Genomic DNA, 3,870 nt, shown 5'->3' with positions numbered 1-3,870 from the left:
CGCCGCCAGTGCCGGCGGCGCCGCCAGCGCGAGCCAGAGCAACAGCATCAGCATCAGCATCAGCAGCGCGCCGGGCCGGCACGCGGCCGGTAACGTTAGGTGGGTTAGGTGGGTTAGGTGGGACCTGATCACGAGCGTCATCCCATGCGGGTAGAGAGTGCCCGGGCAACGCCGGGGGGATGCCTGACACTGTAGCCCATTGCGGATACCGCACACGCCGTGGAATCGTGCAGCGCCGCAACAGGCCTTGCCGGTCACACAGCGCATCCGGCATGGCGCATCTCGCGCCGGCAGCAGGTGGGGCGTGCTGCCCGCGTACCATGGTCACGTGCCCGTGTCTGCCGTTTGCGGTCAACGGAGTGGCGGTGCGGGCCGTTGAGTGAGGTATTGCGTGTCGGTCGGGTTGCGGCTGTATGCAGCCCTGTCGTTTCGTTGTCCCAATGGCATTGTTACCGCAGGAGCCTGTCATGAATGCTATGAAAGCCTTGAACTCCGTTACCGCGTCGCCAGCCCCGCTCGGCCGGCGCATTGGCTTGCCCCTGCTGCTGGCCGCAGCGCTCTTCGCCTCGGTCCCGCACCTGGCGCGCGCCCAGGCCACGCCCGCAGCACCCGCCGCACCCGCTGCTGCTGCGCCAATGGCCAAGCCTGCGGCGCCCGCTGCCTCCGTGCCGATGGCCAAGCCGGCCGCGCCCGCCGCTGCCGCCGCCCCGGGTGGCGGCCCTGGTCAGGTATGGGTCAACAAGACTTCCAAGGTCTATCACTGCCCCGGCACCAAGTACTACGGCAAGACCAAGAACGGTGCCTACATGAGTGAAGCCGACGCCACCGCGCAAGGCTTCCATGCAGACCACGGCAAGGCATGCAAGTGAGCCGCGGGAAGCGTCGTCAGGAGGGCATGGCATGCACCTGATCTGGGTCATTCTCATCGGCTTTCTCGCCGGACTGGTGGCGCGCCTGCTCACGCCCGGGCGCGGGCCAAGCGGTTTCTTCCTGACCGCCGGCCTGGGCATCGTCGGCTCGCTGGCAGCGACCTTCCTTGGGCAAGCGCTGGGCTGGTACCGGCCCGGCCAGTCCGCCGGCTTTGTCGGCGCCGTGCTGGGCGCGGTGATCCTGCTGGCGCTGTATCACCTGGCAACGCGACGCTAGGCAAGCCGCCGATTCTTCAAGTGGCCAATGCTGCTGCCCGCGGGCATGTCCCGTGGGCAGCAGCGTTCGCGCCGCGCGCTGGCGTACTCACGCTTTCTTGCGCTTTCTTGCGCTTTCATGCATTCGTCGCTTCCGACGATGCGTTGCGCGCCGTCATCCCTGAATCTCCATACCACGCCGGCAAGCCTGTCTATTGGGCTCGCCGGACTCAGGCATTCCGCCGTTGCGCGTAGCGTTGCGCGCCGACGGGCAACGGGGAATGGTTCAGCACACATCAAGAAGACGTGGAGACAAGATGGAACTCAATGCATCGGTAACGGCAGTGATCACGGGCGGCGCGTCGGGCCTGGGCGAAGCCACCGCGCGGGCGCTGGCGGCGCACGGCGTGCGCGTCGCGCTGTTCGACATGAACGCGGAGAAGGGCGAGGCCGTGGCGCGTGAGCTCGGTGGCGTGTTCTGCCAGGTCAACGTGACGTCGGAAGCCGAAGTCGAAGCCGGCTTCGCCAAGGCACGCGCGGCACTCGGGCAGGAACGCATCCTGGTGAATTGTGCCGGCACCGGCAACGCCATCAAGACCGCATCGCGCGCCAAGGAAGCGCCGGACCAGATCCGCTTCTTCGCCTCGGACGCGTTCGAGCGCATCATCCAGATCAACCTGATCGGCTCCTTCCGCTGCCTCGCGCGCTCGGCCGCCGGCATGCTCACGCTGGATGCGCGCGACGGCGATCGCGGCGTCATCATCAATACCGCCTCGGTGGCGGCGCAGGACGGGCAGATGGGCCAGGCGGCATACTCCGCCTCCAAGGCTGGCGTGGTCGGCATGACCCTGCCGATTGCGCGCGACCTGTCCGGCGAAGGCATTCGCGTCAACACCATCATGCCCGGCATCTTCAACACGCCGCTGCTGCAAGGCGCGCAGGAACACGTCAAGGCCGCGCTGGCCGCCTCGGTGCCGTTCCCCAAGCGGCTCGGCGCGCCGGAAGAGTTTGCCTCGCTCGCGCTGGAGATGTGCCGCAACAGCTACTTCAACGGCGAAGCGGTGCGGCTCGATGGCGCCATCCGCATGGCCCCGCGCTGATCCGGCAACTCAGAAAAATAATAAAGGGCGCGCGCATGCAGCAGGACCGAGAGAAGGAGACGCTGATGGATTTCAGTTACCTGGCCACACTGCCGCATGCGCTGCGCCACTTCGCGCAGCGGCGGCCCGATGCGGTGGCCTACGCCTTCGAAGGCAGGCTGACCACCTATCTGGAGCTGGACCGCCAGAGCGACAGCGTCGCCCAGGCGCTGGCGGCCGCGGGGGTCGGGCCCGGCGAGCGCATCGGCTATATCGGCAAGAACTGCGATCACTACTTTGAGCTGCTGCTGGGGGCGGCCAAGATGGGCGCCGTGATGGCGCCCGCGAGCTGGCGCCTGGCGCCGCCGGAGGTTGGCTATATCGTTGGCCACTCCGATGCCGCGTTGCTGTTCGTGGGGCCGGAATCGGCGGACCTGGTGCGCAAGCTGCTGCCCACGCTGCCGTTGGTGCGCGAGGTGATCGCCATGGAAGGCGGCCAGCCAGACTGGCACGCCTATGCGGACTGGCGCGACGCGCATGCCCCCACGCCGCCGGCGCACCAGCCCGCCGCGCATGATGTGGTGCTGCAACTGTATACGTCGGGCACCACCGGCCGTCCCAAGGGCGCCATGCTGACCCACCGCAACCTGACCGCGGGCACGGAGGCCAGCGAGCGCGAAGATATCGCCTGGTCGCGCTGGACGGACGACGATGTTTCGCTGGTGGCGATGCCGGTGGCGCATATCGGCGGCTCGGGCTGGGGCTTGCGCAGCTTGCTTGCCGGGGCCAAGGGCGTGGTGGCGCGCGATTTCGATCCCGGCGCGGTGCTTGACTTCTTTGAGCGCGAGCGCATCAGCAAGCTGTTCCTGGTGCCCGCGGCGATGCAGTTCGTGCTGCGCGACGCGCGCGCGCGCAGCATCGACTACTCCCGCCTGAAGACCTTGCTCTATGGCGCGGCGCCGATCCCGGCAGCGTTGCTGCGCGAAGGCATTGAAGTCTTCGGCTGCGGGTTTGCGCAGCAGTACGGCATGACCGAGACCACCGGCACGGTGGTGGCGCTGCCGCCGGAAGACCACACCACCGACGATGTGCCGCGCATGCGGGCCGCCGGCAAGCCGCTGCCCGGCGTGGAAGTGGTGGTGGTGGACTGGGAAGGCCGGCGCCTGCCGCCGGACGAAGTCGGCGAGCTGATGATCCGCTCGCCGCAGAATATGGCGGGCTACTGGAAGCAGCCCGACGAGACGGCGCGCACCATCGACGCCGACGGCTGGCTGCGCACCGGCGACGCCGGCTTTCTCGACGCCGAGGGCTATGTCTACATCCACGACCGGGTCAAGGACATGATCATCAGCGGCGGCGAGAACGTGTATCCCGCCGAGGTCGAGAGTGCGATCTATGGCCACCCGCAGGTGGCGGATGTGGCCGTGATCGGCGTGCCCGACGAGAAATGGGGCGAGGCGGTCAAGGCCATCGTCGTGCCGCGGCCCGGGCAGGCGCCAGATCGCGACAGCATTGTGGCGTGGGCGCGCGAGCGGCTGGCCGGCTACAAGATCCCCAAGAGCATCGAGTTTGTCGATGCGCTGCCGCGCAACCCGTCCGGCAAGCTGCTGCGCAGGAAGCTGCGCGAGCCATACTGGGAAGGGTACAACCGACGGGTCAATTGAGGC

Annotated in this window: 4 protein-coding genes; all 4 read left to right on the top strand. The window is 68.0% G+C overall.

Annotated elements, in window-relative coordinates; all coding sequences use genetic code 11:
- Nucleotides 1-467 precede the first annotated feature (467 nt).
- Complete coding sequence (locus ACYP5B_RS47575; RefSeq protein WP_400096110.1) at nt 468-869, top strand: signal protein; 402 nt, start codon at nt 468-470, stop codon at nt 867-869.
- A 31-nt stretch (nt 870-900) separates the two neighbouring features.
- Nucleotides 901-1,146: a GlsB/YeaQ/YmgE family stress response membrane protein gene (locus tag ACYP5B_RS47570; protein ID WP_318235450.1), complete on the top strand. Its 246-nt coding sequence runs from the start codon at nt 901-903 to the stop codon at nt 1,144-1,146.
- A gap of 295 nt (nt 1,147-1,441) precedes the next feature.
- Nucleotides 1,442-2,224, top strand: a complete 783-nt coding sequence (locus tag ACYP5B_RS47565; RefSeq protein WP_043357193.1) for an SDR family NAD(P)-dependent oxidoreductase — start codon at nt 1,442-1,444, stop codon at nt 2,222-2,224.
- Between the two features lie 65 nt (nt 2,225-2,289).
- On the top strand, nt 2,290-3,867 hold the full coding sequence (locus ACYP5B_RS47560) for a fatty acid--CoA ligase (RefSeq protein WP_459574341.1): 1,578 nt from the start codon (nt 2,290-2,292) through the stop codon (nt 3,865-3,867).
- Nucleotides 3,868-3,870 lie beyond the last annotated feature (3 nt).

The organism is Cupriavidus sp. 8B, from assembly GCF_054589115.1.
Note: the sequence above shows the minus strand (reverse complement) of the source record. Positions and strands in the feature narration are given on the sequence as shown.

Coding starts and splice junctions, on each gene's coding strand:
- ACYP5B_RS47575 (WP_400096110.1), top strand. CDS start 468: ATGAATGCTATGAAAGCCTTGAACTCCGTTACCGCGTCGCCAGCCCCG.
- ACYP5B_RS47570 (WP_318235450.1), top strand. CDS start 901: ATGCACCTGATCTGGGTCATTCTCATCGGCTTTCTCGCCGGACTGGTG.
- ACYP5B_RS47565 (WP_043357193.1), top strand. CDS start 1,442: ATGGAACTCAATGCATCGGTAACGGCAGTGATCACGGGCGGCGCGTCG.
- ACYP5B_RS47560 (WP_459574341.1), top strand. CDS start 2,290: ATGGATTTCAGTTACCTGGCCACACTGCCGCATGCGCTGCGCCACTTC.